The organism is Faecalibacterium sp. DFI.5.82 (assembly GCF_029076575.1).
In the GTDB taxonomy this organism is placed as follows: Bacteria; Bacillota; Clostridia; order Oscillospirales; family Ruminococcaceae; genus Faecalibacterium; species Faecalibacterium duncaniae.
Genome location: NZ_JARFIS010000134.1, coordinates 1 through 388 on the forward strand (window position 1 = coordinate 1; position 388 = coordinate 388).

At 59.3% G+C, this 388-nt stretch carries 1 protein-coding gene; it reads left to right on the forward strand.

All coding sequences use genetic code 11. The annotated features are described in order from the left end of the window. Positions 1-103: 103 nt before the first annotated feature. A partial coding sequence (locus P0G09_RS15930) for a HAMP domain-containing protein (RefSeq protein WP_275253144.1) occupies positions 104-388 on the forward strand: 285 nt, incomplete at its 3' end.

The window sequence follows — 388 nt, forward strand, 5'->3', positions numbered from 1 at the left end:
TCCGAAAAAGTGAGCGAGTACATCGGGAGCCAGTGCTCGGCCGAAACGGCCGGAACCGCTTCCGATGTACTCGCTCACTTTTTCGGACAAAGAGACCACCGCAATGTTCTATTACAACGGCGTGGATGCCTATTACGGCAAAGGGTGCGAGATCCTGCTGCTTGTCAGCTTTGCCCTTTACCCACTGTTTTTCTTCCTGAGCAGCCGGAAGATCATCCGCTATATCCTCCTGCTCAGCGGGGAGATCCAGGCCATGGAGGGCGGTGACCTTGACCATCCCATCACGATCCAGGGAGACGATGAGCTGGCCCTGCTGGCCACCAGTCTGTATGGCCTGCGTCTGACCCTGCGCCAGCAGCTGGCCGAGGAGGCCCAGGCCGCCGCCAAG